This window comes from Facklamia sp. P12932 (genome assembly GCF_050409545.1).
GTDB lineage: Bacteria > Bacillota > Bacilli > Lactobacillales > Aerococcaceae > Facklamia.
Window position 1 is genome coordinate 91,276 of the sequence record NZ_JBNUPG010000005.1, and the last position, 26,696, is coordinate 117,971.

Below are 26,696 nucleotides of genomic sequence, written 5' to 3' on the forward strand. Positions count from 1 at the left end.
TTAACTTATGTTAATAAGAAAGGGTGTTGAAATTGCAATTAGTTTATAAAGGCAAAACAAAAGACGTCTACTCCTTGGAAAATGGAAACTACCTCTTAAAATTTAAAGACGATGTCACTGGAGAAAACGGTGTCTTTGACCCTGGGGCGAACTCTGTTGGTCTATCTATCGAAGGCGTTGGTCGTGCTGGTTTAGAAATGTCTCAATTTTTCTTTGATAAAATCCATCAAGCTGGAATCTCAACACACTTTGTTAATGCAAACATGGATGAACAAACAATGGAGGTTAAGCCTGCTAAAGTGTTTGGTAAAGGTTTAGAAGTGATTTGCCGCCAAAAAGCAGTGGGTTCTTTCTTCCGTCGCTACGGTGATTATATTGAAGAAGGCAGTGATCTTCCTCAATACGTGGAGTTCACAATTAAAGATGATGATCGTCAAGATCCACCAATCACTAAAGACGGATTAGTTGTTCTTGATATTTTATCCGCTGAACAAGTAGACCGCACCGTTGAGCTCACTCGTCAAATTACAACCATTGTATCTGATGAATTAAAAGCTCATGGTCTTGATCTTTATGATATTAAGTTTGAATTTGGTACTTTACAAAACAACGATGAAGTTGTCCTAATTGATGAAATCTCTGGTGGTAATATGCGTGTCTATAAAGACGGCCAATATATTGAACCATTGAAATTACACCAATTACTATTTAAAGCTTAATTCCTATTTTAAATCTAAGCCAAATAATAAAATCAAAGCGTCTCTCGATTAAATAATCGAGAGGCGCTTGTTTTATTCCTATTTTCCTAGGACTATGGTCTGATTTTTTAAAAAACTACTTTATCTGCCGTAGTAATTGTTTTATAATTTAAATACTCCATCAGATACAGTAAAAAGAGTGAGGTGATTCATTGATAAATAGTGATATTTTTAGAGGGTATAACGACCTTTTCATCCTAGCTATTTTAGATAAGAGTGATTCCTATGGTTATGAAATTGGCAAAACAATTTCTCATTTATCCAATGAAAAATACATCATGAAAGAAACAACTCTTTACTCCATTTTTAACCGCTTAAAAAAAGATGGTTTAATCGAAGACTATCCCGGCCAGAAAACAAATGGTCGTCCAAGAACCTACTATCGATTAACGCAAAAAGGGAAAGAAGTCTTACAAGATAAAGTCAAAGAATGGACAATCGTTAAAGCAATCGTGGAAAATATTATTAAAGGAGCTTAATTATGGACGTAATAAAAACCTATCTTGATTCTATGTTTAACAAGATTGAAGTCAATGATGAAATGCTTCAACTGAAGGCAGAAATCTTGGCAAATATGGAAGACAAATACCAAGACTTAATTGATTCAGGTCTGAGTGAGCATGAAGCCGTTGGTAAAGTGATTACTGAATTTGGCAGTATTGAGGAACTGATTGATGCTTATCAATTCAAAACACAAGATAAAAACAAACTGCCACACTATCCCTTACTCACAGAAGAAGAAATCAATGCTTTTATTACCAATAGCACCAAGTCAAATTTATTAACAGCCCTCGGTACCTTTTTGATGATTGCCTCTTCATCAGTCTTCATGACTTTAGAAAGTGTCTTAGGTGAAAACAGCACCTTAGCCGATAGCTTCGGAATTAGTATCATCATAGTGTCAATTGTAATTGCTGTTGGTTTCTATGTAACAGCTAGCCAATTTAATGGCAAACCAAAAAAAGTAGCTAAGGGAGAATATCGTTTATCTAAGAACTTAGAAAGGCAACTAAAAAACGACTTGAAACAACAAGAGAAAGTTAGCTCTTATGGATTCATTGCTGGTATCGCCTTAATTCTTCTACCCATTATACCTATCGTTATAGTTGACAGTCTAAATGTAGCAACTAGTCTAGCAGATTTGACTATTTCCGGACTCTTGATCTGTGTTGCTAGCGCAGTCTTCCTTTTCATCTATTTAGGAGGAAATCAATCAACTTATAAAAAGTTATTGGAATCTGGCCTTTCATCACAGGTTAGCCCTCAAGAAATCAACAGTCGAGAGCGTCTTAAAAAAACAGATAAAATATTTGATGATATATACTGGCCATTGGTCACTGTTATTTATTTTCTCTGGTCGTTTATCAGTAGCGCTTGGGCAATTTCTTGGGTGACCTTTATAATTGCTAGCGTAATAGAGGACCTTTTAAAACATTTGTTAGGATTAAAAACCGATTAAATAAAATCACTTCGATTACTAAATAGCTATATGAAAAAATCTTTACCTTTGAGAGATTTTGGCTTTAATAAAGTATAGCTCCACCTATCTTTGACTGAGAGCAAGATCCCTCCAGCATTCTTTCTAATTGAACAATTAGTGAAGCCCTTTGAAAATGTAACTTCTACATTTTCAAAGGGCTTTATCATTACATCTTAGATAATTTTCCACCAATTTCAAACTCATACTTATGACCTTGAGTCATTGAGTGGTAGAAGCCTTTACCTTCATATATTTGAAACACTTGGGCACCCACTTGATCTGCTTGATCAGGGTAAACTATTTCGACATAAGGATTGTTACCTAAAATTTCTGTTAATTTTTCTTTACCTAACTCTCGTACTTTCCCTTCAATCCGAATCACCTGAATCAAATAATCTTCTTCCTTCATAGCTGTCATTGCAACAGCTTTATTGTCTTGGAGTTGTTGATAAAGTTTTGTTTTAGGATTGGTCATGAAAAAGATTCCTTTATCGTTTGCTAGACCAACATGAACATGTCGAGCATGCGGTTTATTTTCATTGTCAACCGTTGCTAGCACAGCGACTTTCATATCATTTTGAAATATATCCATAATTTTTTCGATGTTCATCTTTTTTCTCCTTAAAAAACAATTGAAATTAATATTCTCTGTTAAAAATATGATTTAGAGTTTGAGCCATATACACTTCAACTAAAGGACCTACCCAAAAAATTAACCCAATTATTGTTAGAAGCCCTAACAACCCTACAGTAACAATCGCTCCAACTCCATCCATCATAACGAAGCCTAGAAGACCTATCAAAATAAAAAAGACAATAAAGATTAAAAGAATAACTATTAGGCTTTTTGCGATTCGGCCAAAATTATTTTTAGCTACCGTTAAACTTTTAGTAAAGGTTGCCCAGAAATTATACTTGCCTTCCACATCATATGCTATTAGATATGAAATAGGTACTAAAAACACGCTTAAGGCCAATGCCAACAGCATAAATATCAAAACAAAAACTAAGCTAGCCGTATTGCCATATTGGCTTAGTTGAAAAAATATCAAGCCAGAAACAAATAATAGTAAGAACCCGGCGATCCAACCCAAGACATTGGCAAAAAATGACTTGATCGGAAGTGTAATGATTTTTACAGGAGAGGTATGAAAGAAAGCTGAATCTGCTATTCGCATTTCAGGAAAATTTAGCTTTTGAAAATAGGATCTTCTTTGCATAATGCGTAGGAATACCGATAATATCATAGTGATTAAGGCTATTAAGCCTCCTACACCTGTATATTGTGCTTTAAAAAAATCTTGACTAAATTGAACTAATTGATCGGGTGTCATCGTTTCATTAACACTGGTAATAAATGTATTCAATTGATCATTAACCGGAGAGAACATATTGAGAATTCTATTGATTACGGAGGATCCTACAGTTGCAATAAGAATAGTCCCCATAAAATAGCCATAATGTCTTTTTAATCTTTGAATCGATTCAGATAACATCTAACCACTCCTATCATTTTTGATATTCTTTATTTTATCAATTATCGCTGCTAGCTTCAACATAGGGCTGGTGAACTTCTCCCATGGAAAGGAAAAACCTTCTTAAAGAAAAAGAAGGTTTAAATAAATATTTATTTAAAGTTTTTATGATTCGGTAGGATTAATTGATATAAATCGACGATTTCTTTTGCCATATCGTTAACAGTCATTGCGTTCATCAGGTGGTCTTGGGCATGAATCATTAATAAAGATAATTCCGAGCTATTCCCTTGAGCTTCGCCTACCAATAACTTTGTCTGCAATTGATGAGCAGTTAAGATTGACTCCTGGGCTAATGCGAACTTCTGCTGAGCCAAATCAAAATTGCCTTCTTTAGCAAAGCGGATAGCCTCCATTGATTGACTGCGCGCATCGCCACCATTGGCAATCATTAGCATGGCAATTTCTTGTACTTCTTCTACTTTCATTTTAGTCTAAAAGCGATTCGGCTTGCAACAAGACTTTTCTACCGTTTGCTAAGCCGTAATCATTTTTATCAATACTTTCAACAATGATTTGCTTTGGAGCATAGCGTTTAGACAAACCTTCTGATAAATAAGAAACTTGTGGTCCTAATAATAAGACATCGATATTTTCATTGTTTACATAATCTTCCATTTCATGGACCGAAGATGAAATAATCTCATAATCTAGTTCTTCAGTCTTTACAATATTATTCATCTTATTAACCAACATGGTTGTAGACATTCCAGTACCACACACCAACATAATTGTTTTTTTACTCATTAGTCACCCTCCATATAATAAATCACAAATAATTACTCTTATAGAATCTATATTAGCTGATTATTTAAGCGTTTTCAACGGCTTTATGCTTTTTTTTGATAAACAGTGCCATTATTTACTAACGGTGTCTTTTAATCGCACATTAAAACTGATAAAGCTGATTCGTTGTGATCGGCCTCATTAAAAAACTAAAATCTTTGCTCACACCAATAGTCTAACAAATTACAGCAATTTTTTACACCTTTATTCCTCATTTTTCTCAGTTTCTTTAGGCCTTAACCTAGCAATAGGTTCCATCACTTCGTTAAACATTCTTTGGTCATATTCAGACTCAAAATGGTCGGTTATTTTATTTGATAAGTATGATATAAACCCTTTAATAACCTCTTGATGCTTATGAGAAGAATTAAGGCCAATGAAATATAAGGCTTCATAAAGATCACGAATTAAATAGGCGTCTTGATTAATATACTGAACCAATTGACCAAAATTTTGGAATAGAATCTTCTGAAAAGGGCAGTAGTCATAACAAACGCCTACTTCTAGTGTTTGTGACGAAGGTAATTCTATTTCTTCTAAATAGACTGCATACCTGGCCGGAGCTTGCCCTAATTCACCTAATAAAATGGACTGGTAACGAAAAACATGACTAATGGTGTTGGGGTCATTTATAGAAGGTGAGGCACTCCGCAAAGCGATATCTGTTAACTTCGAAAGAGCAAAATCAGGATTGTACATAGAAGAAGGTTCGTGTTGAAAAATAAAAGACCGATTCAATTTCTCTTCAAACTTTTCCCAATCTTTTTGTTTCTTCAAAGAATAAGCCTCAGCTAAAACAGCTCCTTTACCTACAAAATCACCATTTCTAACCTTCAAAACAATCACACATTTACATTCTTTTGCTAAATCAAATAAACGATCAATATCGACAAAATCTAGATAACCTTGTTTCAAAGACTGCACACTTTGACTGGCTGCCCCTTTAATAGAAGGCAATTGGTCCACAAATGTTGCTGCTTCAAAAAAGGCTTTATTTTCCGAGATAATTTTTGAAGCTCTTTCAAATAGTCCTTTAATGACCTGATTGTGTTGAACAGATTGTGAGATATCAAAAACAAAACGAATAAAGTATAAAACACTTGTAATCCCATACATTAAAGCCACTGTCCCCGACATCACTAAATATTCGCCTTGAGATTCGCGCATGAAAAATAAGGAAACCAGGCAATAAACAAAACCACCTAAATAAATACCCAAAGTTTGAGTAGACGATTTACGAAAAAGAAAATTTTCAATTGTTCGCGGCCCAAAACTAGAAGTATAATAGGACATCACACTCAGCATGGTAGCAAAAGTAAAAGTTGCCACAGCAAAAAGGGAGCCTGCTAAAGAACTTAATATCATTTGCGCAAAGTTTTGACTGGTTAGTAACACACTCGGTAGCGCATCTAGGTCTCCCCAATAGCGCACATCCATTAACATAACAAGTACCGCTAAAAAGAAAGCAAGTATAACATTATAAACAAATACCCACCAAGATTTTTGATCTTCAAAATATAGTTTTAAGCTTTCTATCATATGCACCTTTCCTCATTTCACTCTATCTTCCATTAAGAATAGAACATTCTTACCCATTCCACAAGTAGACATTCACAAAATAAATTCTTACCTCTCTTTATGATGATTAATCAAGACCTAGTTCTTGAATTTTTATCACAATCTTTCGGACTTTTCTTATTATTTTTTTCACGAACTTAAGTGTATTTGGTATAAAAATGCCTGTACGCTAGGTTTTATGAACTTGGGTGGGAAGGCAAGAACTGGATTAAATTTTTGTGAAAAGTATTGAACATTTATAGCGGAATGTCTACAATGGAGCGTAGAGATTTCCTAGGAAATAACTTTAAATTAATTGATTGGAGGAGTCATTTTGAAAAAAGAAATTGTATTTCCAAAATTAAGTTCAAAAGTATTGTCAGGGGTCATTATTGAATGGACCACAGAGGTTGGCCAAAGCATTCAAAAAGGTGAAGTATTATATTCAGTCGAAACCGATAAAGCTGTTCATGAGATTGAGTCGCCTTTTTCTGGAAAGCTAATAGCTATCCATCAAGAGCTAGGTGACAAAGTGACTGCTGGTGATTTAATTGCGACCATTGAAGAAAGTGAGGAAGCTTAAATGAAAATCACTGCCTCTTCATCAACCCAAGTAAAACCACGTATCCGCTTTGACAATGAATCCGTCGATCAAGTTAATAACTTACTTTCTAGCCTACAACTTAATACCGTTTGTGCCGAAGCTACCTGTCCTAACCTAGGTGAGTGCTACAAAAATGGTACAGCCACCTTCATGATCCTTGGTAGCCATTGCTCAAGAGCTTGTCGTTTTTGTGATATTCTGACAGGCAATATGGAAGAAGTGAATGACAAGGAGCCTGAAAACTTAGCCGATGCTTGTAAAACACTGGGGCTTCGCCATGTGGTAGTGACCAGTGTGGCACGTGATGATTTAGAAGATGGTGGAGCTGAACAATTTGCTCGCACAATTCGTGCTGTTAAAGAAAAATGCCCAGACACAACGATCGAGGTGCTTATACCAGATTTCCTAGGTAACAAAGAAAGTCTTGACCTTGTTATTGAAGCAAATCCTGAAATTATTAATCATAATATCGAAACGGTAGAGCGTTTATCTCCAAGAATTCGTCACCGCGCTACCTATGAACGTTCTCTTGACGTTTTAAAATATATTAAAAAACAAGCACCCCATATCTATACAAAGACAGGGATAATGCTAGGCTTAGGTGAAACTGAAGAAGAGGTTGCTCAAGCTATGGATGATAGTTTAGCGGTAGGCGTAGATTTCTTTACAATTGGACAATACCTTCAGCCTTCCCCTAAGCATTACAAACTAGAAGAATATATTTCGCTTGAACAATTTGGTAGATACAATAAAATGGGGATGAAAAAGGGCTTCAAGTTCGTAGCCTCTGGACCTCAAGTAAGAAGCTCCTACAAGGCTCATGAATCCTTGGATGCCGTCGGTGTTGACCATAACTTTGATGCTGAAAATAGCTTAGTGGCTCAATTAGCCAAAGAAGAAGCATAAAGACCCATGTTATATTTACCGACTGATTCACTTGATCCTAACTATTACTTTGCCTTAGAAGAATACTTAATGACCCAAAAAGCTTTAAAAGAAGACCTTTTCATGATCTGGCAAACCGATTTTACAGTCATGCTGGGTAATTACCAGAATGCATATGTTGAACTGAACTTACCAGAACTAGAAAAAGATCAAGTCGCTATTACACGACGTAATACAGGGGGCGGTACTATCTTCACCGACCGAGGTGGCTGGCAATTTAGTTTTATCACACCTCGTCCTCAAGGCGACAAGCGGCATGAAGCAATTAATTTTGAACGCTTCATGCAATCCATCATTCAGGCATTGCAAAGTTTAGGAATCCCTGCTGAAATGAATAGCCGCAATGATTTAATGATTCATGGTAAAAAGATTTCCGGCAATGCACAATGTTTTAAAGGAAATTCCATTCTGCATCATGGATCACTTTTATTTGAGACTGACTTGACAGCCATGGCAAACTATCTCAATCCAGCTAAACATAAATTAATTTCCAAGGGGATCAAATCTGTGAAAGTCCGAACCACTAATATTAAGAATTACTGCCCAGACGATTGGACAGCCTTGTCTTTTAAAGAAGCTTTGATTAAACAAATAGTAGGAGATCAGCCTAACTCTTTCTACCTTAGTGAAGCAGACGAACTAGCCGTTCAAAAACTTAAAAAAGAAAAATTTGAGTCCTGGGAGTGGGTCTTCGGCCGTAATCCATCGTTTTCTTTAGTTAACGAAGCGGTATTACCCGGAGGTCTCCTCAAACTTCATTGCAAAGTGGAAAAAGGTGTCATTCAATCACTCCTTTTTGAAGGAGACTTCTTTAGCACGCACGATTTAAGGGGTTTTGAGCATTCTGTAAAAGGGATTAGCTTTAATAAAAAAACCATGCAAGACCATTTTAATGATAACTATCCGCAAGATTTAATTCACAACATCAGTAATCAACAAATTATTGACACTCTATTCAAAGACTTATAAGCTATCAATAGAAAACATCAGGTCTAAACCCCCTGATGTTTTCTTTTAGAAGTCGCTTTTATCCTCTACCTCCATAGAAAGAAGGTCTCAAATGTCTGATATCCATCAAGCCATGCGCCGTCAAGACCGTGCCATGCCCAATGATTTTGCTGAAAAAGTTATCGATCAAGCTCAATACGGTGTACTAAGTATGCCCGATCAACCCTATCCTTATGCAATTCCTTTGTCAATGATACGTCACAATCAAACCCTCTATTTTCATAGTGCAAGAGCCGGTAAAAAGGTTGATTTACTTGAAGACGGTATGGCTGTCTGTGTCACTTTTGTTGGACAGGTTCAGGTTCCAAATCTATATAGCGAAAGCGAAGTCGAAACGATTGCTGCTGATCCCACTGCTTGGGGCACTTTAGCCCGTACTGTTTTTACTACTGAATTTGAGTCGGCCATTATCTATGGTAAAATTCGCAAAGTTACTAACGAAAAAGAATTGCTCAAGGCCTTACGTCTGATCGCCAAAAAATATGTCCCTAAACATTATTCACTAGTTGATAAAGCCATTGACACAGCTTTCGATTATGTTCAAGTCTATGCTATCGAAATAGAGCACCTTTCGAGCAAAAGAAAGAAATATGATGATCAAGGGCAAGAAATGAAACATGCCCGAGGATGGAAAGTTTAAAAAGAGGCTGTGACTGACGTCCGCCTCTTTTTTATTTTCAAAAATCGCTTTAAATAACTAACTATTTTCGAGTAACTCATTGTCATAGATCGTGTAATCACAACGGTAAATAAAGAGATACTTGCCATCTATTATGAGTCCTGTCGACTTAGGTACATCCGTTTTAAAATAGGAGACCTTATTCCCTGAATAAACGGCTAAAGGTGTTCCGTTTTGGCTTCGCACCATAATCGTCTTCTTTTTACCAAAAAAGGTTTGGCCTAAATTGTCCTGTAAGCGCGAAATGAATGGAAGGTTCGATCTCGTATCATAAAGTTCAACGCGATTATCTACCTCCATCGTCAAGTCATTTAACCCCTTCTCAGCAGCAATCAAAGATGATCCTACATGAGTCATCGTGTGCCCACCAATTTGAATATCTAAAACCTGTGAGTCAGCTTTGGTTGAGCCTTCAGCTGTTTGTGAATCGAACTCTTCATCTCGTTCAATTGAAACTGATTTTCCCGTCATAGAATCAATGATCTGGGCTTGCTCATCATAAGTTTGGACGGTCATAGTCAAACCAATAAAATCTTGTTTAAAGCCAGAAACAAATTCACTTATAGCCTGACAGCCAGTCAAAGCTAAAACCATTATTAATAGGATAGATAATTTAAAAGTGTGTTTGTTTTTCATTTTAGTCTCCTTTTCTTAATAGTATATCTATTCTACCAGAATCAATTACTAAGCGACTTGTACTAGAGGCTGATTTTCACTTATTTACAATCGTGATTCGTTTTTAATGAATCCTTCAATTTGCTTATAATCTTCCGTTAAGAGAAATCCTTCTTCAACCATTTGTTGGTAAACTTTTTGTAGTCCATTGTAATAACCATTAACATTCATGAATATACAGGGATTCGTGTTTTGACCCACCCGACTCCAAGAGACGGCTTCCACTACTTCATCCGATATCCCTGTTCCATTAGGAAGCACCACAATAAACCACTATTTTAATAGTCTACCTCCTCTTTTTCAATTTACTATTATAACTAATTTTTTGTCAATAAATAGTTATTCTTAGCCCATTAAACAAAATTATTCTCAAAAGAAAATTTTTTGCAACAGTCTTAATTGTTTTTTATTTAAATAGCAATCCCCTTATCCTTTAAATTCATCAAACAAGCTTGAAGATAAACTTCATCATGTTCTGGATAGATGGGACAATCTAATTAGCGTTCTTCTAAATCCTTATAAGACGGAGCTGATTTGCCACGGTATTTGGGATCTAGCCAGAGGCTATCCGGCTGATAGCCTCTGGCTATCATTTCTTCCATTACTAAAACATGGTATTGGTATAATTTATAGGGATGATAACTAAAAACATAGTTTACAGTAGAATGTGGCTTGCCCCACCCCTTCCCTCTTAAGGCACAACATTCTCGATGTTGTCCTAAGAGTTGTTGTCGAGGTAATAAGGGAATCAAATCTTCATGCCATAAACGCATTGTTTCCCTCCTAATTTATTCATTGCAATAAGACACTTAATCTCGATTTAAGAACCAAGTAGCTCCATTAAGATAAGAAGCAAAAGCCGACCAAATTACATAGGGCAATAAGAGTAATACCGCCCAAGTGTTCTTTTGATAAAATTTAATGGCTGTGACTAGAACAGCTGTGAATAAACAAAAGCTTTCAATTACAGCGGTGCCGCGATATTTATACTTAAAGTATAAGAGTGACCAAAGATAATTAAGGCCTAATTGCGTTCGATAGGCAATAATGGCTTCGTCTTTTTCTTTACTTTCATCAATGATTATTCGGGCAATCCCCATCATGGTATATAATAATGGCCAAACAATGCCAAAAGTCTCTTTGGGAGGTGCAAATGGGGGCTGTTTGTACTTTTCATAGTCTGCTTTGGCATTATCGGCCGTTAAACGACCAATAATTGTTCCACCGACCAATGGAGCTCCTACAAGTAACCAATTTTTAATTTTCATCAAACCACTCCTTTTTCAAATTATAAGTTAACAGCCCTTCATCTCCGACTAAAATGCTTTAGCATCGATCATAAAAATACAGTAACTTTTTCTTCACCTCTCCAGCTATCCGTTCCATCCTAACAGGATCCTTTAAATAATTTTTACCAAATTCATCAATCAGTCCATGCAGGTCTTGAGCTTGAAGATAAGTGAATGATTCAGGCATTTGCACGACTGCATGTAATTGCTGATAGCTTTTATAGTCTTTTTGATCGATATAAGAAAACAACTTGCGAGCGTATGCATCTGAAATAAAGGCGACTTGGTCAAAAATATAGACTAAGAAGACATCAGCCGTTTCTTGGCCGATACCTCGAAGCTTAAGTAATTCTATTCTTAAATCAGATCCGTATTTTTCTACTATATGGCTATAATTCCACTGGTGTTCTTGGAACCAATTCAAAACGGCTTGGATAGCTAGGGCTTTATTTTTATAAAAACCAGCTGAATAAATCAGCTGTTCTAACTGACTACTTTCCAACCTTAGAATCCTTTGCGGATCAAACCCAGTCGCCAGCTTTAATTGAGTTAAGGCTTTATCAACATTCGACCAGTTGGTATTTTGAACCAGAATAGCACCTAAAATGATTTCTAATTTAGAATCCCCCGGCCACCAACCACTGGGACCCATTTCTTGCAGAAGATAAGTATACAATTTTTCGATGGAAACAGAAGTCATTGATCCACCCCTTTCCACTTTTACCTATTATATCATCTTTATTAACAGATTATGATTGAAAACCTTCTCTTCGTTGACTTGAAAGGCTTCTTGTTATACAATTCAAAGGCTCAATTTTACTTCTTTAGTTCGCTAGCTATATAATTCAAATAATCAAAAAACTTAGGAGAGATTAGATGATTCAGGTTGAAAACATTTCAAAACAATTTAAAATAGCCAAACGAAAAAAACACTCCTCAATGCCTGGTTTATCTTATTTAAAGAGAGAGACTGAATACTATCAGGCATTAGACCAAGTATCTTTTAATGTTAAAAAAGGCGAAATGATAGGCTATATTGGCCCAAACGGAGCTGGTAAAAGTACCACACTTAAAATCCTATCAGGTATCCTCCATCCAGATACTGGTGAGTGCCAAATAATGGGCCTAACGCCTTGGAAAAACAGGATAGACCATGTTAGAAATATCGGCGTCGTTTTTGGACAACGTTCTCAACTATGGTGGGATTTACCAGTTAAGGATTCTTTTGACCTGATCCGTGACCTTTACCGTGTGGATCCACAGCGTTATCATCAACAAATTGATAAGTTAGCATATGCTTTAGCTATCGAAAACTTACTGGATACTCCCGTTAGACAACTCAGTTTAGGCCAAAGAATGCGGTGTGAAATTGCCGCTGCTTTAATTCATCAGCCAGCCATTCTATTTCTAGATGAACCTACTATTGGTTTAGATGCAGTTTCTAAATTAGCTGTTCGAAAATTCATTATCGATCTTAATCAAGAAGAACAGACAACAGTTATTTTAACCACGCATGACATGCAAGATATTGAAGCACTCTCTTCACGGATTATATTGATTGGTCAAGGAAAAATACTGCTCGACGGTTCCCTGGAGGAATTAAAGAACAAAAATCAACAAAAACAGATTTGGAACATTGAATTTAATAAAGGAAGACTACCTCATCACCCGGGTATTCAAATTTATCAAGCGACTGAATCAGAAGCTTTATTATCTTTTGATTCGGATCTTCTATCCAAAAATGAATTTATTGCTTTATTAAATCAAAATCTTGATTTACAATCTATAAGCCCTCATGCTACTAACCTTGATCACCTAGTAATCCAGCTTTATCGGGAGTATCAATTATGAAAACTTATAGCGCAATATTTCGCATTCAATTTCAATCAGCCATTCAATATCGAACGGCTGCTTTAGCAGGTATTCTTACCCAATTTGCTTGGGGCCTACTTCTCATCAAAATGTTCGAATCTTTTTATCAAACCAACGCACAAAGTCAACCTATGACTTTTGAACAAGTCTGCGCTTATATATGGATCCAACAAGCCGGTCTTAATTTGTTTGCTTTATGGATTTATGACCGTACTATCTTCGAAGAAATCATTTCAGGCAATGTTGCCTATCAATTGACGCGTCCTCTCGGTCTCTATCCCCATTGGTTTATATCTAACCTTGCCATGCGAATTGCTCGCACTTTATTACGGTGTTTGCCAATGATAATTGTAGCAAGCTTTCTGCCAGAACCTTATAAGCTTTTGCCGCCAAACCACCTCCTACTTTTTATAGTGACGATGATTCTGTCTACTTTATTAATCATTGCCTTCTTAATGTTAGTCTATATTAGTGTCTTTTATTTCTTAACGGACGTGGGAATTCGAGTGATTGTTGCTACGATCGGGGAATTTCTAACCGGAGCAATCATTCCATTACCCTTTTTACCCCAGCCTTTACAAACCTTTATCCATTGGACACCCTTCGCCTATATGCAAAACATTCCTCTTAGAGTCTATTCTCTAGACATTAGCTCTTGGAATATTATCATTCCTCAAGCTTTTTGGCTGATTCTTCTGTTGGTGGCCGGTTGGTGGCTGATGCAACATGCTCTATCTAAATTCGTTATTCAAGGAGGTTAAATGCAGTGTTTAAAATTTTAGGTCTTTATTTTAAACTCAATTGGCAGGCTCAATGGCAATACCCTGTTTCTATGTTGTTATTAATTATGGGGCAATTCTTAGCAACCTTTGTCTCTGTACTAGGCATTTATTTTATGTTAGAAAGATTTCACAGCGTACAAGGGTTTTCAAAAGATGAAGTGCTTTTATGTGCTGGAATTTTCACTTTTGCGGCCGCCTTAGCTGAAATGCTAGCCAGGGGATTCGATTCTTTTCCTCAGATGATTGCTAATGGTGAATTTGATCGTGTCCTCACTCGCCCCCAAAGCCCCTTACTCCAAGTTATTGGATCAAAATTTGAGTTTTCACGTATAGGACGCTTAATCCAAGCAGCCTTACTACTAGTTTTCGTCATTGAAAGAGGCAAGATGGTATGGTCGTGGAATAAGATTGCTACTTTATTCATAATGATCTTAACAGCCAGCTTGTTATTTTCCTTATTATATTTTCTTTCAGCAAGCCTTTCTTTTTTTACCATTCAAGGATTAGAGATTATGAATATTTTTACAGATGGCGGACGTGAATTTGGTCAATATCCCTTCTCTATTTATGGAAAGAAGATATTAAAGTTTCTAACCTTTATTCTCCCTCTGGCTTTGGTCCAGTATTATCCCTTTTTATATTTAGTAGGTAAGAGTAATGATTGGCGATTAGCTCTATTTCCTTTTTTGAGTCTAGTTTTTGCTATACCTGTTTATGGTGTTTGGCGATTTGGCTTGTATCATTATCAGTCAACCGGCTCTTAGTCAAAGAATCTTATTTCAATGAAATGATAAATAAGATTCATAAACTAACCTCTACTTTATTAAATTTCCTTTTAAAACAGTCAATTAAACTCACTAACGTCTACTCAAAGGCCCTCAATCTATATACTATTTTACTTATTATTTTTTAATCGTTTACTCTTTCTACCTGATTTCTATTCATTTAGAGGTCAGTTTATTATAGTTTAGCAAGCCGTTTATCAACCATTAGTATTCATTTGACAAAAATAATAGTGCGTGGTATATTTAAGTTGTAAAGGTTGAACGGCTGTTCAACTATAAATGATAATTTTTACTATTTATAAACAGAAAGTAGGTCATGCCATGGATAGCTGTCAAGAGAATGCAATTCATCCTGAAGCGATTAAGAAAGCTCAAGAAGTGCCTCTCAATCCAGAACATTTTAAAATTCTAATCAAACTCTTTAAAGCATTAGCAGAACCCTCTCGAGCAAAAATTTTATGGTATTTGCTTAAGACAGAATTGTGTGTTTGCGATTTAGGCCATCTAATAGGCATGTCCAAATCTGCCACTTCTCATCAACTCGCTTATCTATTTAAATTAAATTTAGTTAAAAAGCGCAAAGAAGGACGTATTGTTTATTATTCAATTGCTGATGACCATGTGCGTATTTTATATCACAATGCATTGGAACATGCAGCAGAAGGAGGAAATGATAATAATGACTTATAAATTTAAAATGCAGGGTTTGTCTTGTGCTAACTGTGCTCAAAAAATTGAAACTCGCTTAAACAATTCGGATCAAGTTGAAGCGACCGTTAATTTCGCACAAGGACAATTAACAATCGACACGGACCAAGTGATGGAGTCTAATCTCATTCAAAGCTTGGAACAAAATGTACAAGAAGTCGAACAAGGGATAAAATTGGTTCCGCTCTTTGAGCTAGAAGAAAAATCAAATCTAAACCTTGATAAAAATAAGGACAGTCAAGGCTTACTTGATAGCGAAGGCTGGCGTATTTTAATTACCATTCCTTTATTTATCTTAGGATTCTTTTTAACAAATTATATTTCTTCTGAATGGCTTCTAGTGGGTTATTTTGGTCTGACCTATCTGTTCATAGGTCAGAATGTACTTAAAACTACTTGGAATAAAATTAAAAATAAGGACTGGTTAGAAGAAAATTTCTTAATGACGATTGCTACCTTAGGTGCCTTTGTGATTGGTGAGTACCCTGAAGCAGTTGCCGTTATGCTGTTCTATTCTATCGGAGAATGGTTTCAAGACCGTGCCGTTAACCAATCTCGCCAATCAATTCAATCCTTGATGGCAATTCGTCCTGACTTTGCCCGTATTCAACAAACTGATGGTACATTAACCAAAATTGACCCCCGCGAGTTAGTTGAAGGTCAAGAGTTTATCGTAGCTGTCGGAGACAAGGTCCCTCTAGATGGACAAATTATCCAAGGTCAATCTCAAGTAGACCACTCAGCTATTACTGGAGAATCTCTTCCTCAGAGTTTAAAAGAAGGCGACACCCTCTACTCAGGTTCGATCAACTTAAGTTCTCAGCTGAAAGTTAAAGTCACTAAGACCTTCCAAAATTCAACGGTCAGCCAAATTATCGACTTAGTTGAAAATGCTTCTTCCAAAAAGGCAGCTACTGAGAAATTTATTACTCGGTTCGCACGCGTTTATACACCGGTTGTAGTTGCCTTAGCAGTTCTTTTGGCTACTTTGCCTCCTATCTTTTTTAGTGACATTTCTTGGTCAACAAGCTTTTACCGTGCGTTACAATTTTTAGTTATCTCTTGTCCTTGTGCCTTAGTTGTCTCTGTTCCTATGAGTTTTTATGGTGGAATTGGTGCAGCAGCACGTGAAGGTATCATGGTTAAAGGCGGAAATTTCCTCGAAACCCTAACAAAGATTAAGACCTTAGTTTTAGATAAAACCGGAACAATCACTCAAGGTAACTTTGCGATTGACAAAGTAGAGGCCTTATATTTAAGCAAAAATGAGTTTTTAGAAGCACTGGCTCACTTGGAGAGCCAATCCCACCATCCTATTGCACTCTCCATTCAAGAAGCCTATAATCAGCCCTTAGATCCTCATCGTGTGCAAGAAGTAGAAACAATCACCGGTAAAGGTCTTAAAGGAATTGTGGACGGTAAAAGTTTACTTGCTGGAAACAAGGACTTGATGGATCAATTCAAGATCGAAGTGCCAGAATTAAAGACTGCTGCCACTGTCGTTTATCTCAGTATTAATCAAGCATATCAAGGCTATGTCCTCATTAAAGACCAGATCAAACCAGATTCTCAGTCCGCGCTGACAGAATTACATCAATTGGGTATTTCCTCTGCCATCTTACTTTCTGGTGACAATCAAGCAACCGTCGACGAAATCGCTCAACTTGTTGGGATTGATCAAGCAAAAGGTGACTTGCTTCCACAAGAAAAGATGATCGAACTGGAGAATATTTTAGCTAACGTTAAGCAATCAACGTCTAATAAAAAATCCTCTAATGTAGCCTTTATCGGTGATGGCATCAATGATGCCCCGGCTCTTGCCCGTGCAGATATTGGAATTGCCATGGGAGGAATGGGATCTGACGCAGCTATTGAATCAGCAGACATTGTCATTATGAATGATTCTTTAGCTAAACTCCCTCAAGCTATTAAAATTGCTCAAAAAACTTTACGCATTGCTCAAGAAAATATAGCCTTTGCACTTGGAATTAAGGTACTCTTCCTAAGCCTCGCCGCTTTAGGCTTCTCATCCATGTGGATGGCTATTGTCGCCGATGTTGGTGTGACCATCCTTGCAGTTCTTAATAGTTTGCGAACACTTGGGAAAGTTAAATAATAAAAAAACCAGCAAGCATAATAATGGTATGCTTGCTGGTTTTCTTCGTTTAACAAACTCATTTATCTTTAATGAATCCTTTTAGGCCCCTTCAATTTTAAATTCGTAAGTTGAAGGTAGATGGTAATAGGCTTTTAAGGCATTAAGAGCTCCTTGGGCTTTGACTAAAGTTTCTTGGTACTCTTCTTCTGGATCTGAAAGGGCAATAATTGCTCCCCCTAGACCGAGACTAGTCTTTTCTTCTTCAATAACCGCCGTGCGTATAACAATATTTAAATCCATACAACCATTATTAGCAATATAGCCAATAGCCCCTGAGTAGATACCTCGTGGACGTCCTTCTAATTGATCAATTAATTCGAGGGTACGATACTTCGGCGCTCCAGTCATTGAACCACCAGGGAAGCAAGCTTTAAACAGATCAATAGCTGAAACATTTTTTGCAAGAAAGCCTTGAACGGTAGTCACTAATTGATGAAGGGTTGAATAACTCTCAACAGCCATCAACTTGGGAACCGTTACTGTTCCAATCTGACAGACCTTACCTAAATCATTTCGCAATAGGTCTACGATCATCAAGTTTTCAGCCATGGTCTTTTCCTCGGTTGCTAAAGCATGAATAATCGCTTGATCTTCTGCTGGGTTTTGACCCCTTTTAGCCGTTCCTTTGATGGGCTTGGTTTGAACTCTACCATCACGATTCAAGGTTAAGAATTTTTCCATAGAAGAACACGCAACAGCAAAATGATCAAAAGTTAAAAAGGCTGCGTAAGGGGCTGGACTGGCTTGGCGTAAGGTTTGGTAATATATATAGGCATCTAGCTGGTCTTTGATATCCAAGCGGTTGGTCAAACATATTTCATAGGACTCTCCTTTTCGAATGTAGTCTTGACATTGGTGGATAGCTTTCAAATAGTCACTGCGAGCCATAGCCCAAGCAATAGTTGGTTGATCGAAGGCCTCCATGATAAGCTCTTCTTTTTCACCTACTGAAATATAAGCCTGTGAAAAATCTAAATCTTTGATCCAGTCTTTGTCATCTTTATAGGATAGTAAATAAAGTTGGTTTTCGTGATGATCGATAACAGCCGCTCGATCAATATAATCTAATATGACATCAGGATACGATGACTGATGCTGATTAGGCCCTTCCATTAAACTTTTGAGCTCATAACCAAAATAACCAATATAACCTAATTGGAAATCACATGGTAAATCTTGATGGATTGGCCATTGAGGTTGATGTTTTTCTAAATAAGTGAATATATCTTGATGAATTCTTTCTTCTCTTCCCTTTATATCTGTCTTGATAACCAAATTATCCGTAATATCATAGGTCAGACGATGGCCATGGCGAGGACCCGCTTGTCCAATTATAGAAAAACGAGACAAAGCTTTTGTCACTTGACTAGAGTCTAACCATTGCGTTTGTTTATTAATTTGATAAAGCTGATTAAACAACGCTTGTGCATTGCCTTGATAAGGAACTTTTGTAACACGCAAAGGATTTGTCTGTATTTGGAAGGTGTGGATCAAGTCTACAAAATTCTCAATTAGACGCTCACCTTCTTGTGAAGCAATTGACTCTGGATGAAACTGAACGGCGTATTGAGGTTTGCTACGATGAGAAATCCCCATAATTAAGCCATCGTGCGTTCTCGCATCCACTTGAATGTTCTCCAATTTCTCTTCTTTACAGACTAAAGAATGGTAACGGGTCACTTTAAAATCTTGCGGTAGTCCTTTAAAAAGCCCTTGATTATTATGTCTGATTTCACTCAGCCGCCCATGAACAGGCTGAGGAGCCAATATAATTTCTCCTCCATTCAGATAGTAAATTCCTTGCTGACCCAAACAGATGCCCAATATGGGACGTTCTTCTTTTTCGATTACTTCACGGCAAAGACCAAAATCTTCAGGATTTTCAGGACTTCCAGGACCTGGTGAAATAACCACCGCATCAAAATCTAACAATTTGAATTCTTCATATGACATTTGATCATTCTTAATAACCAACGGAACTTCTTGCGTCACTTTGGCTATTAATTGAAACAGATTATAAGTATAGGAATCATAATTATCAATGATAACAAACTTCATAATGGTTTCTCCTAACATTTTTTTCAACGATATCTATGCAACTGGTTATTGTCCTATTTTATCACAATTTGTAGTTAGTAAAAATACCTGAAAAGTAATTTAAAAAGAATAGCATTTAATCCTTGTCAATGATTGACAAGTGCTATCATTCACCTATAATGAAGGAGAACTTTGAACAGAGTATAAAAGGTGCGTAAAGTATTTACAGATGGGAAGTTGCTGTAAAACGAAATGAACAATCATGCGATGCCTTTTATCTTCCGCTGTTTTATTATCCATCTTTAGCGGAGCTCTGAATTTCTCAGAGCTCCTATTTTTGTTTAGGAGGGTACATTTTGGACATCCAATTGAATGTTTTTCCTTATCCAATCTATCTAGAACACCATCATTTTAGTCAATTAAAAAAACGCTTAAGCCAAATGAGCGGAAAAAAGTTTCTACTAACGGATCAAAATGTGGCGACCCTTTACCAAGAACAAATTGATCAACTTGGTCAGTTAGCATCCTTTTCTTACCATATTGTTCCTGCCGGTGAAGCGTCAAAGTCATTAGCTTGTTATCAAGAAGTGATGAATCGTATGGTAGAAGAAAAACTTACTCGGTCTGATTGCCTAATCGCCTTTGGTGGTGGCGTCATTGGTGACTTAGGGGGCTTTTTAGCCGCCACATATTTAAGAGGAATCAACTTTATACAAGTTCCGACGACTCTTTTAGCTATGGTTGACTCTGCCATTGGGGGTAAAAATGGCATTAATTTTGGTGCCTATAAAAATCAAGTGGGTACTTTCTATCATCCCGCTTGGGTTCATATCGATATTGCCTATTTAGACACCTTAGATATCAGACAAATTAACAATGGGTTAGCAGAAATTATAAAATATGCGATCCTTACTGACCCCGCTTTATTGGAGGACATCAGACGAGATAAAAGTCAACTCAACTACTTGAATCTAATTAAACGGTCTTTAGAAATAAAACACGCCTATGTTGCTAATGATTTTCACGATCAAGGTAAAAGACAATTCCTTAATTTAGGTCATACTTTCGCCCATGCCATTGAAAGTATTAGCAACCACCAAGTGAACCATGGTGAAGCAGTCGCAATCGGCCTATTATGGATGGCTCGTGCTAGTTTTAAATTGGGTTGGGCCCGCCAATCATTTGTTCCTCTTCTTGAAGATTTATACCAAAAACAAGGACTATTCCAGACTTATTACTGTGATAACCATGATTTACTGAACGCCATTAATCACGACAAGAAAAAACAAGACCAAACGATTCACTTAATTATTCCTGTTGAAATAGGAAATTGTGTCCGACAAGCCATTCCTATTCATGAATTAGGCCAATGGATTGAAGCAGGGAGTCGATTGTAGATGGATATTCAAATTATGCCTCACTCTTTAAAAGGCAGTATTTCTGCAATTCCTTCTAAATCAGACGCTCATCGAGCACTCTTTGCAGCCAGCTTAGCCAATGGTCCCTCTACCATCTATTTAGACCGTCTTTCAAAAGATTTAGAAGCAACATTGACTTGTATTGAAGGACTAGGTTGCCTGGTTCACCATGATTCAGATCAAAAAGCATACCATATCCTGCCAGATGCTCATTCTATGAAGCGCCACTTCAATGTGGGCGAGTCGGGAACAAGCTTACGCTTTCTAATTCCTATCTTAGCTAGTCGGTTAGAAAAGAACCAACAGGTCGAAATCCTTCGCCAAGGGAGTTTGATCAATCGAACCAACCAACCTTATTGGGACTTGTTTGACCAATTAGGTATTTATTGGCAAGAAGAAGGCCCTAGTATCTGGCTTTCAGGCAAGTTAGAAGCAGGAAATTACCAACTTCCAGGTAATGTTTCTTCTCAATTTATTTCAGGATTAGCTTTGGCTCTCGCTCATTTAAATAAAGCAAGTCAGATAAAATTAACTTCGCCTTTGGAATCCGCTGCCTATGTCGACATGACCTTAGCTAGCTTAAAAGAATTTAGTAAAAGGATTGATTTTTCTCATCAAACTCAAGCCTATCACTTACTCGCTGGACCTATACAAGCAGCGCCCTACCAAGTAGAAGGCGATTGGTCCAACGCCCTTTTCTTCTTAGTAGCAGGCGTCCAGGTCTTAAATCTTACTTTTGACAGTCTCCAAGCAGACCGTCAGGCTTTGTCCTATTTGGATAAATTGGGCTATCCCATCCCCGAGCCGGCAAGACAATCCACTGACTATCATCCCAGTAAGACTTCAACTGCAAGTAATCAAATAGTGGAAATCGATGCCCGTCAATTGCCCGATGCCATTCCTATCCTTACCCTAGCAGCCGCTAGAAAAACTGGGATTACTCGCATCGTTAACGGCCAACGCCTCCGCTTAAAAGAAAGTGACCGAATAGAATCTACCGTAGCTCTTATGCAAGCTTTAGGTGTCTACATACAAGCTGAAGCTGATGGGTTCATCTTGCAAGGAGGGCAAGGCTTTCATGGCGGAATTGTGGATACTTTTCAAGACCACCGTATTGCAATGACAGCTGCCATTGCGGGTAGTTTTGCCCAAGAACCTGTGATTATTAAAGGGGCGAACTGTGTTTCTAAATCTTATCCCCACTTCTTCGATGATTTTCAAAAATTAGGAGGTATCTATCATGTCCTTTAGTCTCGGTCAAAATTTTCGTCTCACTGTTTACGGACAATCCCATGCTAAAGCGATTGGGGTAGTCATTGATGGCCTTCCTGCCGGTTTAGATTTCCCTTATGCAGCCATTCAAACAGCTCTCGAACGTCGTCGTCCTGGTAAAAAGGTTTGGTCAACTAGCCGTAACGAGACTGATTTATTTGAAGTCAAAGCAGGTATTGTAGACGGTAAAACCTGTGGGGCGCCCCTTTGCTTAGAAATTAGGAATCAAGATATGCAGTCCAAGGATTATGCCCAACATCACTATCTCCCTCGCCCCTCACATGCTGATTATCCTGCTTTCATTAAATATGAGGGACACCATGACATTCGTGGGGGCGGACACTTTTCAGGGCGCATGACTGCTCCAATTGTAATGGCTGGTAGTATTGCCCGCTATTTATTAGAAACAAGCGACATCCAAATTTATAGCCACATTCATTCAATCGCTGGTATAAAAGACCGGTTAGTTGATTTTGCGCAACCTGATTTTAAAGCCTTAAGTGAATTAGTTAATAAAGAATTTGCCGTAATTGATGACCTGCAAGGCCAAGCCATGAAGGAAGCTATCCTAGCCGCTAAAGAAGATAAAGACTCTGTAGGAGGGCAAATCGAAGTAATCGTTGACGGCTTGCCAGTTGGTATCGGTCAACCCCTCTATGATTCGTGTGAAGCTAAATTAGCCCATGCCATGTTTGGCATTCCCGCCACTCGCGGCGTAGAATTCGGAACGGGCTTTGCTGGAGCAAACTTACGCGGCAGCCAGCACAACGATCCTTATTATTTGGATAATAACCTGATGGTTAAAACGCTGACCAACCATCACGGCGGTATTATCGGTGGTTTGACCACTGGCATGCCCTTGATTATGCGAGTAGCAATTAAGCCTACTTCTTCTATCGGTCAATCCCAAGCAAGTGTCAACCTTGATAAACAAGTTAATCAAGAATTGACGATTGAGGGCCGGCATGATCCTTGTATCGTCCCTCGGGTTGTTCCCGTTATTGAAGCAATGACCGCTATTTGCCTTTTAGACCTAATGATGATGGACGGTCAATGGCCAACTATTTCAACAAAAAATTAATTGCCGCCTTTAGAAAGTAGGTTCTTATGTTACAGACATCTCAAAAAAATAAAAAACCCACTCTTTGTGGCTTAATCGGACGTAAATTAGGTCATAGTTATTCCCAATCTATTCACCAACGAATTGGGAACTATCCCTATCACTTAATTGAATTAGAACCCAATCAGTTGAAAGACTTTCTTTTAGAGAAAAACTACCTCGGACTCAATGTGACTATTCCTTATAAAGAAGCGGCCTTACCTTATTTAGACAACCTAGACCCCTTGGCTAAAGCCATCGGATCGGTCAATACAATTGTGAATGAAGAGGGAAAACTCAAAGGCTATAATACTGACTACGCTGGCTTAGACTTTTTATTAAAAAATAATCATCTGACCTTAACAGGCAAAAATGTGCTTATTCTTGGATCCGGTGGCTCTGCCAAAATGATCGCTGTTTATGCTAAAAACCATAACTGTCACCGAGTTAGCCATTTAAGCATTCGCCAAGCTTTCCCACCATTAAAGGCTAACAATCAGGCGGCTCAAGTTATTTTCAATGCGACACCGGTTGGTATGTACCCTAATAACCAGGATTTAAGATTAAACTTGACCGCATTCCCTCAACTAGAAGCGGTCGTTGATCTCATCTATAATCCCTTACGCTCTTCTTTAGTCCTCCAAGCCAAAAGCCAAGGCATTCAAGCTATAGGTGGACTCGACATGTTAATTGCTCAAGCTTTTTTTGCCAGTCAACTTTTTACCGGTAAGTCTTATCCGACAGACTTCATCCATCAAATTTGCCAATCCTATTGGCAGGGAATCGAAAACTTAGTTTTTATCGGAATGCCAGGTGTTGGCAAGACCACTCTCGGAAAAAAACTGGCTGATCAACTAGGCCGCCCCTTTTTAGACACCGATCAATTGATCGAAGCTGTCATCCATCAACCGATCTCTGAATATATTTCCAAGGTGGGCGAAAAACCTTTTCGCGACCTAGAAGAAAAAATCATTCATCAAGTGGCTAAGGAAAATGGGCAAGTAATTGCCACGGGCGGAGGTGCCATTTTAAGGGCAAGGAACCGACAAGCTCTAACTCAGAATGGTCGATTGATTCTATTGGAGCGCCCCTTAGAAGAACTGTCTCGAAAGGGCCGACCACTTTCAGCTTCGCTAGACCAAGTTAAGCGTTTATGGAATGAACGAAAAACACTCTACCAAGAGAGTGCAGACCTCATTATTCCCGTCAAGTCTTCTATCCCAACTAGCTATCAAGAAATGCAAGAAAGGCTGATCAAACATGCGATTATTAGTCCTCAACGGACCCAACCTTAACTTATTAGGCATCCGTCAACCAGAAATATACGGTCAAACCTCATACTCTGACTTAACAAACTCTTTAAAAAAATGGGCAAATGAATATGCTGTAGACCTTGATATCTTTCAATCCAACCACGAAGGAGCCTTAGTCGATAAAATTCAAAATGCTTATCAAAAGGTGGATGGCATAGTAATAAACCCAGCTGCCTACACCCATACATCCATCGCTATTCGCGATGCTTTAGCAGCCGTTGCCATTCCTTTTGTAGAAGTCCATCTAAGTCCTATTAGTCAAAGAGAAAGTTACCGACAAGTCTCATATATCAAAGATTTAGCCTTAATAACAATTGAAGGACAAGGCCCTGCAGGCTACCTTCAAGCTCTGGATTTTATCAAAAATTACCTCTTTAATCCTAATAATCCATCACCTATCACATAGAAAGAGAAGATATAAATGACAATGAATTCTGTATCTGTAAAGCAAGTCACTTTTGGCAAACAACCAGCTATTGTTATCGCTGGACCCTGCTCTATTGAATCTGAAGAACATATTTTTAAAGAAGCTCAAGCCTTGAAGGCGGCGGGAGTCGACATGATTCGAGCGGGTGCTTATAAACCAAGAACTAGCCCTCATGCTTTTCAAGGTTTAGGCTTTGAAGGTGTAAAGTACTTAAGAGCCGCCGCTGATTCAGTTCACCTCCCGATGGTCACAGAAGTTTTAAGTGAATATGATGTCGAAAAGCTAATCGATCTTGTGGACATGTTTCAAGTAGGTTCTCGAAATATGTATAATTACCAACTGCTGAAGTTGTTAGGTCAAGCCGGTAAACCTGTCCTATTAAAAAGAGGGTTTTCAGCAACTCTTAAAGAATGGGAAATGGCCGGTCAGTATTTAATGAGCGAAGGAAAAGCTTCGGTTGTATACTGCGAACGCGGCATACGTAGCTTTCAAGATGAAACACGCAACACCCTTGATTTAGCAGGTGCTATTCTCCTCCAAGCCAAAACGAAACAACCTGTCGTTATTGATCCTAGCCATGCCAGTGGTAGACGCGACCTCATCCTCCCTTTAAGTAAAGCCGCTTTAGCCGCTGATATTTCGGGGATTATGGTCGAAGTCCATCACAATCCCGACCAGGCCTGGACCGATGCCGCTCAGACTATTGATTATTCTATGTTGGATCAACTAATGAAGGAGTGCCAACCATGGCTTACATCAAATTAGATGAAGGCTTTCTTTTTGGACAAGGTGTTTTTACCACCCTTAAAGTTATCAATGGACAAGCGCTCTTCTTAGACCAACATCTTAGCCGTTTGTGTCAATCAGCCAAAGCTTTAGGTTTCAAAAGTTCTATAACCAAAAACGTTATTGTCAACTCTATTAACGAGAAAGAAATGGTGGATGGGGCTTTAAAAATCATCCTCTCACCAGGTAATCTTGTTCTACAAGAACGATCGGATCCCTATGGTAAGAGATTCTTGCCTGCAAAGCCATTAAAATTAGCCAAGTGGCAGCGCCATTCCTCTAACACACTCTTGCAACATAAGTCCACTATGTACTTAGCGAACAAAATTAATTTAAAGCAGATAAGAGAAAAAGGGGCTTTTGAATGCATCTTTTTAAATGAAAAAGACCAGATCACTGAGGGAAGCTTTACGAATCTCTTTTTTGTTAAAGACCAAGAGCTTATCACTGCTCCAACAAGCGCAGGTCTTCTTCCAGGTATTATGCGTCAATGGGTGCTTGACCATTTCCCTGTGACTATTCGCCCCATAGACTGGCAAGAAAGACAAACTTTCCAAGCTGGTTTTATGACCAACTGTTTGATGGGGATTACTCCAATTAAAACACTTGAATCAACCCATTACCAAGATCATCATCCTCTAATTGATTACATCCAAGAGGAATATTCTATAAAAATATATAAGCAAAAAGCTAGCCAATGGTGATAACATTTGACTAGCTTTT

29 protein-coding genes, 1 pseudogene and 1 riboswitch are annotated in these 26,696 nt (G+C 37.9%); of the genes and pseudogenes, 19 read left to right on the forward strand and 11 right to left on the reverse strand.

What is annotated here, in order from left to right; all coding sequences use genetic code 11:
* Window positions 1–32: 32 nt before the first annotated feature.
* The 3 genes from ACQV2P_RS03810 to ACQV2P_RS03820 all read left to right on the forward strand — a co-directional run bounded on the left by ACQV2P_RS03810 (window position 33) and on the right by ACQV2P_RS03820 (window position 2,217).
* Window positions 33–719, forward strand: a complete 687-nt coding sequence (locus ACQV2P_RS03810; RefSeq protein ID WP_428873179.1) for a phosphoribosylaminoimidazolesuccinocarboxamide synthase — start codon at window positions 33–35, stop codon at window positions 717–719.
* 191 nt (window positions 720–910) lie between these two features.
* Window positions 911–1,237 (forward strand): PadR family transcriptional regulator, encoded by a 327-nt coding sequence (locus tag ACQV2P_RS03815; protein ID WP_428873178.1) that lies wholly within the window; start codon window positions 911–913, stop codon window positions 1,235–1,237.
* Between the two features lie 2 nt (window positions 1,238–1,239).
* Window positions 1,240–2,217, forward strand: coding sequence for a permease prefix domain 1-containing protein (locus ACQV2P_RS03820; RefSeq protein WP_428893084.1), 978 nt, complete (start codon window positions 1,240–1,242; stop codon window positions 2,215–2,217).
* A gap of 187 nt (window positions 2,218–2,404) precedes the next feature.
* On the opposite strand, the gene ACQV2P_RS03825 is transcribed toward ACQV2P_RS03820, so the two are convergent.
* The 5 genes from ACQV2P_RS03825 to ACQV2P_RS03845 form a co-directional block, all read right to left on the reverse strand.
* A complete protein-coding gene (locus tag ACQV2P_RS03825) occupies window positions 2,405–2,848 on the reverse strand; it encodes a pyridoxamine 5'-phosphate oxidase family protein (protein WP_428894641.1) in 444 nt (147 codons plus the stop codon).
* A 28-nt stretch (window positions 2,849–2,876) separates the two neighbouring features.
* Window positions 2,877–3,734, reverse strand: coding sequence for a hypothetical protein (locus ACQV2P_RS03830; RefSeq protein ID WP_428882191.1), 858 nt, complete (start codon window positions 3,732–3,734; stop codon window positions 2,877–2,879).
* A gap of 131 nt (window positions 3,735–3,865) precedes the next feature.
* Complete coding sequence (locus tag ACQV2P_RS03835) at window positions 3,866–4,201, reverse strand: PTS lactose/cellobiose transporter subunit IIA (RefSeq protein WP_428882194.1); 336 nt, start codon at window positions 4,199–4,201, stop codon at window positions 3,866–3,868.
* A 1-nt stretch (window position 4,202) separates the two neighbouring features.
* Window positions 4,203–4,520 carry a PTS sugar transporter subunit IIB gene (locus ACQV2P_RS03840; protein WP_428894642.1) on the reverse strand — a complete coding sequence of 106 codons (318 nt, stop codon included), beginning with the start codon at window positions 4,518–4,520 and terminating at the stop codon, window positions 4,203–4,205.
* A gap of 243 nt (window positions 4,521–4,763) precedes the next feature.
* Window positions 4,764–6,098, reverse strand: coding sequence for a DUF2254 domain-containing protein (locus ACQV2P_RS03845; protein ID WP_428894643.1), 1,335 nt, complete (start codon window positions 6,096–6,098; stop codon window positions 4,764–4,766).
* Window positions 6,099–6,450: 352 nt separating this feature from the next.
* Between ACQV2P_RS03845 and ACQV2P_RS03850 the strand changes: the two genes are divergently transcribed.
* From ACQV2P_RS03850 to ACQV2P_RS03865, 4 genes are all read left to right on the forward strand, one after another.
* A complete protein-coding gene (locus ACQV2P_RS03850) occupies window positions 6,451–6,699 on the forward strand; it encodes a biotin/lipoyl-containing protein (RefSeq protein ID WP_428873171.1) in 249 nt (82 codons plus the stop codon).
* Entirely contained in the window at window positions 6,700–7,626 is a 927-nt protein-coding gene (gene lipA, locus ACQV2P_RS03855) for a lipoyl synthase (RefSeq protein WP_428875168.1), read from the forward strand.
* Between the two features lie 6 nt (window positions 7,627–7,632).
* Window positions 7,633–8,634 carry a lipoate--protein ligase gene (locus tag ACQV2P_RS03860; protein WP_428894644.1) on the forward strand — a complete coding sequence of 334 codons (1,002 nt, stop codon included), beginning with the start codon at window positions 7,633–7,635 and terminating at the stop codon, window positions 8,632–8,634.
* Window positions 8,635–8,725: 91 nt separating this feature from the next.
* Window positions 8,726–9,313, forward strand: coding sequence for a pyridoxamine 5'-phosphate oxidase family protein (locus ACQV2P_RS03865; protein WP_428875166.1), 588 nt, complete (start codon window positions 8,726–8,728; stop codon window positions 9,311–9,313).
* Window positions 9,314–9,370: 57 nt separating this feature from the next.
* Here the strand turns inward: ACQV2P_RS03865 and ACQV2P_RS03870 are convergent, their stop codons facing one another.
* From ACQV2P_RS03870 to ACQV2P_RS03890, 5 genes and pseudogenes are all read right to left on the reverse strand, one after another.
* Window positions 9,371–9,988 carry a DUF5052 family protein gene (locus tag ACQV2P_RS03870; RefSeq protein ID WP_428875165.1) on the reverse strand — a complete coding sequence of 206 codons (618 nt, stop codon included), beginning with the start codon at window positions 9,986–9,988 and terminating at the stop codon, window positions 9,371–9,373.
* A gap of 84 nt (window positions 9,989–10,072) precedes the next feature.
* A complete protein-coding gene (locus ACQV2P_RS03875; RefSeq protein WP_428875164.1) occupies window positions 10,073–10,291 on the reverse strand; it encodes an LOG family protein in 219 nt (72 codons plus the stop codon).
* A 146-nt stretch (window positions 10,292–10,437) separates the two neighbouring features.
* A pseudogene (locus ACQV2P_RS03880) lies at window positions 10,438–10,800 on the reverse strand (TIGR02328 family protein).
* Window positions 10,801–10,836: 36 nt separating this feature from the next.
* Window positions 10,837–11,295: a TspO/MBR family protein gene (locus ACQV2P_RS03885; RefSeq protein ID WP_428876277.1), complete on the reverse strand. Its 459-nt coding sequence runs from the start codon at window positions 11,293–11,295 to the stop codon at window positions 10,837–10,839.
* Window positions 11,296–11,353: 58 nt separating this feature from the next.
* Window positions 11,354–12,016, reverse strand: coding sequence for an endonuclease III domain-containing protein (locus tag ACQV2P_RS03890; protein WP_428882197.1), 663 nt, complete (start codon window positions 12,014–12,016; stop codon window positions 11,354–11,356).
* Between the two features lie 176 nt (window positions 12,017–12,192).
* On the opposite strand from ACQV2P_RS03890, the gene ACQV2P_RS03895 reads away from it, so the two are divergent.
* From ACQV2P_RS03895 to ACQV2P_RS03915, 5 genes are all read left to right on the forward strand, one after another.
* Window positions 12,193–13,167 (forward strand): ABC transporter ATP-binding protein, encoded by a 975-nt coding sequence (locus ACQV2P_RS03895; RefSeq protein WP_428874349.1) that lies wholly within the window; start codon window positions 12,193–12,195, stop codon window positions 13,165–13,167.
* Window positions 13,164–13,949, forward strand: coding sequence for an ABC transporter permease (locus ACQV2P_RS03900; RefSeq protein ID WP_428876276.1), 786 nt, complete (start codon window positions 13,164–13,166; stop codon window positions 13,947–13,949). Before ACQV2P_RS03895 ends, ACQV2P_RS03900 begins: the two co-directional genes overlap by 4 nt.
* A gap of 5 nt (window positions 13,950–13,954) precedes the next feature.
* Window positions 13,955–14,734: an ABC transporter permease gene (locus ACQV2P_RS03905; RefSeq protein WP_428874351.1), complete on the forward strand. Its 780-nt coding sequence runs from the start codon at window positions 13,955–13,957 to the stop codon at window positions 14,732–14,734.
* A 342-nt stretch (window positions 14,735–15,076) separates the two neighbouring features.
* The gene (locus tag ACQV2P_RS03910; protein WP_428875159.1) at window positions 15,077–15,445 is read left to right on the forward strand and encodes an ArsR/SmtB family transcription factor; all 369 of its coding nucleotides are present in this window, start codon (window positions 15,077–15,079) and stop codon (window positions 15,443–15,445) included.
* On the forward strand, window positions 15,435–17,579 hold the full coding sequence (locus ACQV2P_RS03915) for a heavy metal translocating P-type ATPase (protein WP_428882199.1): 2,145 nt from the start codon (window positions 15,435–15,437) through the stop codon (window positions 17,577–17,579). The genes ACQV2P_RS03910 and ACQV2P_RS03915 overlap by 11 nt, the downstream gene beginning before the upstream one ends.
* Window positions 17,580–17,660: 81 nt before the next feature.
* Here ACQV2P_RS03915 and pabB read toward each other — a convergent pair whose 3' ends face one another.
* On the reverse strand, window positions 17,661–19,679 hold the full coding sequence (pabB, locus tag ACQV2P_RS03920) for an aminodeoxychorismate synthase component I (RefSeq protein WP_428874354.1): 2,019 nt from the start codon (window positions 19,677–19,679) through the stop codon (window positions 17,661–17,663).
* 174 nt (window positions 19,680–19,853) lie between these two features.
* A riboswitch (THF riboswitch) is annotated at window positions 19,854–19,947 on the forward strand.
* 67 nt (window positions 19,948–20,014) lie between these two features.
* On the opposite strand from pabB, the gene aroB reads away from it, so the two are divergent.
* The 7 genes from aroB to ACQV2P_RS03955 are packed head-to-tail and all read left to right on the forward strand — an operon-like array spanning window position 20,015 to window position 26,677.
* Window positions 20,015–21,055, forward strand: coding sequence for a 3-dehydroquinate synthase (gene aroB / locus ACQV2P_RS03925; RefSeq protein WP_428874355.1), 1,041 nt, complete (start codon window positions 20,015–20,017; stop codon window positions 21,053–21,055).
* Window positions 21,056–22,327 (forward strand): 3-phosphoshikimate 1-carboxyvinyltransferase, encoded by a 1,272-nt coding sequence (locus ACQV2P_RS03930; protein ID WP_428894645.1) that lies wholly within the window; start codon window positions 21,056–21,058, stop codon window positions 22,325–22,327.
* Window positions 22,317–23,429, forward strand: a complete 1,113-nt coding sequence (aroC, locus tag ACQV2P_RS03935) for a chorismate synthase (protein WP_428882204.1) — start codon at window positions 22,317–22,319, stop codon at window positions 23,427–23,429. The genes ACQV2P_RS03930 and aroC overlap by 11 nt, the downstream gene beginning before the upstream one ends.
* A 26-nt stretch (window positions 23,430–23,455) precedes the next feature.
* Window positions 23,456–24,742: a shikimate kinase gene (locus tag ACQV2P_RS03940; RefSeq protein WP_428882206.1), complete on the forward strand. Its 1,287-nt coding sequence runs from the start codon at window positions 23,456–23,458 to the stop codon at window positions 24,740–24,742.
* Window positions 24,708–25,166: a type II 3-dehydroquinate dehydratase gene (aroQ, locus tag ACQV2P_RS03945; RefSeq protein WP_428882207.1), complete on the forward strand. Its 459-nt coding sequence runs from the start codon at window positions 24,708–24,710 to the stop codon at window positions 25,164–25,166. Before ACQV2P_RS03940 ends, aroQ begins: the two co-directional genes overlap by 35 nt.
* 15 nt (window positions 25,167–25,181) lie before the next feature.
* Window positions 25,182–25,952, forward strand: coding sequence for a 3-deoxy-7-phosphoheptulonate synthase (gene aroF, locus ACQV2P_RS03950; RefSeq protein WP_428874360.1), 771 nt, complete (start codon window positions 25,182–25,184; stop codon window positions 25,950–25,952).
* Complete coding sequence (locus ACQV2P_RS03955) at window positions 25,934–26,677, forward strand: aminotransferase class IV (protein ID WP_428882208.1); 744 nt, start codon at window positions 25,934–25,936, stop codon at window positions 26,675–26,677. The genes aroF and ACQV2P_RS03955 overlap by 19 nt, the downstream gene beginning before the upstream one ends.
* Window positions 26,678–26,696 lie beyond the last annotated feature (19 nt).

Excerpts from the sequence above, each read along its gene's own strand:
- ACQV2P_RS03820 (WP_428893084.1), top strand. The coding sequence starts at position 1,240 with ATGGACGTAATAAAAACCTATCTTGATTCTATGTTTAACAAGATTGAA.
- ACQV2P_RS03825 (WP_428894641.1), bottom strand. The coding sequence starts at position 2,848 with ATGAACATCGAAAAAATTATGGATATATTTCAAAATGATATGAAAGTC.
- ACQV2P_RS03830 (WP_428882191.1), bottom strand. The coding sequence starts at position 3,734 with ATGTTATCTGAATCGATTCAAAGATTAAAAAGACATTATGGCTATTTT.
- ACQV2P_RS03835 (WP_428882194.1), bottom strand. The coding sequence starts at position 4,201 with ATGAAAGTAGAAGAAGTACAAGAAATTGCCATGCTAATGATTGCCAAT.
- ACQV2P_RS03840 (WP_428894642.1), bottom strand. The coding sequence starts at position 4,520 with ATGAGTAAAAAAACAATTATGTTGGTGTGTGGTACTGGAATGTCTACA.
- ACQV2P_RS03845 (WP_428894643.1), bottom strand. The coding sequence starts at position 6,098 with ATGATAGAAAGCTTAAAACTATATTTTGAAGATCAAAAATCTTGGTGG.
- lipA (WP_428875168.1), top strand. The coding sequence starts at position 6,700 with ATGAAAATCACTGCCTCTTCATCAACCCAAGTAAAACCACGTATCCGC.
- ACQV2P_RS03860 (WP_428894644.1), top strand. The coding sequence starts at position 7,633 with ATGTTATATTTACCGACTGATTCACTTGATCCTAACTATTACTTTGCC.
- ACQV2P_RS03865 (WP_428875166.1), top strand. The coding sequence starts at position 8,726 with ATGTCTGATATCCATCAAGCCATGCGCCGTCAAGACCGTGCCATGCCC.
- ACQV2P_RS03870 (WP_428875165.1), bottom strand. The coding sequence starts at position 9,988 with ATGAAAAACAAACACACTTTTAAATTATCTATCCTATTAATAATGGTT.
- ACQV2P_RS03885 (WP_428876277.1), bottom strand. The coding sequence starts at position 11,295 with ATGAAAATTAAAAATTGGTTACTTGTAGGAGCTCCATTGGTCGGTGGA.
- ACQV2P_RS03890 (WP_428882197.1), bottom strand. The coding sequence starts at position 12,016 with ATGACTTCTGTTTCCATCGAAAAATTGTATACTTATCTTCTGCAAGAA.
- ACQV2P_RS03895 (WP_428874349.1), top strand. The coding sequence starts at position 12,193 with ATGATTCAGGTTGAAAACATTTCAAAACAATTTAAAATAGCCAAACGA.
- ACQV2P_RS03900 (WP_428876276.1), top strand. The coding sequence starts at position 13,164 with ATGAAAACTTATAGCGCAATATTTCGCATTCAATTTCAATCAGCCATT.
- ACQV2P_RS03910 (WP_428875159.1), top strand. The coding sequence starts at position 15,077 with ATGGATAGCTGTCAAGAGAATGCAATTCATCCTGAAGCGATTAAGAAA.
- ACQV2P_RS03915 (WP_428882199.1), top strand. The coding sequence starts at position 15,435 with ATGACTTATAAATTTAAAATGCAGGGTTTGTCTTGTGCTAACTGTGCT.
- pabB (WP_428874354.1), bottom strand. The coding sequence starts at position 19,679 with ATGAAGTTTGTTATCATTGATAATTATGATTCCTATACTTATAATCTG.
- ACQV2P_RS03930 (WP_428894645.1), top strand. The coding sequence starts at position 21,056 with ATGGATATTCAAATTATGCCTCACTCTTTAAAAGGCAGTATTTCTGCA.
- aroC (WP_428882204.1), top strand. The coding sequence starts at position 22,317 with ATGTCCTTTAGTCTCGGTCAAAATTTTCGTCTCACTGTTTACGGACAA.
- ACQV2P_RS03940 (WP_428882206.1), top strand. The coding sequence starts at position 23,456 with ATGTTACAGACATCTCAAAAAAATAAAAAACCCACTCTTTGTGGCTTA.
- aroQ (WP_428882207.1), top strand. The coding sequence starts at position 24,708 with ATGCGATTATTAGTCCTCAACGGACCCAACCTTAACTTATTAGGCATC.
- aroF (WP_428874360.1), top strand. The coding sequence starts at position 25,182 with ATGACAATGAATTCTGTATCTGTAAAGCAAGTCACTTTTGGCAAACAA.
- ACQV2P_RS03955 (WP_428882208.1), top strand. The coding sequence starts at position 25,934 with ATGGCTTACATCAAATTAGATGAAGGCTTTCTTTTTGGACAAGGTGTT.